The sequence below is a fragment of the Clostridium sp. CAG:221 genome (assembly GCA_000435835.1).
Classification (GTDB): domain Bacteria; phylum Bacillota; class Clostridia; order Clostridiales; family Clostridiaceae; genus Clostridium.
This window is the reverse complement of record FR883428.1, coordinates 1-779: the sequence shown is the minus strand read 5'-3', so window position 1 is coordinate 779 and position 779 is coordinate 1. Positions and strand designations below refer to the sequence as shown.

The 779-nt window shown below is 24.6% G+C and carries 1 protein-coding gene; it reads right to left on the bottom strand.

What is annotated here, in order from left to right; genetic code table 11:
- Positions 1 to 441: 441 nt before the first annotated feature.
- A complete protein-coding gene (locus tag Q5O44_RS15280) occupies positions 442 to 681 on the bottom strand; it encodes a Dna2/Cas4 domain-containing protein (protein ID WP_022169009.1) in 240 nt (79 codons plus the stop codon).
- Between the last annotated feature and the right edge of the window lie 98 nt (positions 682 to 779).

Genomic DNA, 779 nt, shown 5'->3' with positions numbered 1-779 from the left:
AGTTTTAATCCTTATTTTAATGGAACTTTCTTTTAAAGCTTATAGAGCAGAAACAGTGCTAAGTGATGCAAAAGAGTTTTAATCCTTATTTTAATGGAACTTTCTTTTAAAGAGTCAGAATCATCTAATTCCCACACACTTCCCTTTTCTAGTTTTAATCCTTATTTTAATGGAACTTTCTTTTAAAGCTTAACTAAGCCTTTTACTACTATTTATAGACTAGCTTAAAGTCTTCAATCTGAAATGAAAATGGACAAAATTTTCAATGTTTTTCGCCCATCTTTCATACTAATTATATAGTTGAATCTTTTAAATTTCAATACTTTCATATAATTGAGCTTGTTTAAGATTTAAATATTGAATTAATATTTATTATATTATTACATTTTGCCTACTTTAATAATACAAAATAAAAGGGGGAATGTTTTAACCCCTTGTTATTTATTTTTCACATATATTCCTATAACAACAATCAACACATCTTGCTTTACTAGATGTAGCTTTAGGATAATGTCCTCCAATAACTGCTTTATAATCTTTAATATATTTTTCATACTTCTTTTTATCTTTATCATTTAAGGAATACTCTTTAATTAAATTTTTACTCCTTAGATATACCAAGAAAAATTTATTTACATTTGTATTATAAATTTCCTCAATCATTAATGAGTAAAGTATCATTTGTATTTTATATGTTTCAAAATCCTTTTCTTTATACTCTGCAAACTTATAATCTAATGGAGTGGTCTTATGTCAATATTTTGGACACAAAAAGTCAA

Bases quoted from the DNA above. Each gene is read 5' to 3' on its own strand.
- Q5O44_RS15280 (WP_022169009.1), bottom strand. From the start codon at position 681: ATGATACTTTACTCATTAATGATTGAGGAAATTTATAATACAAATGTA.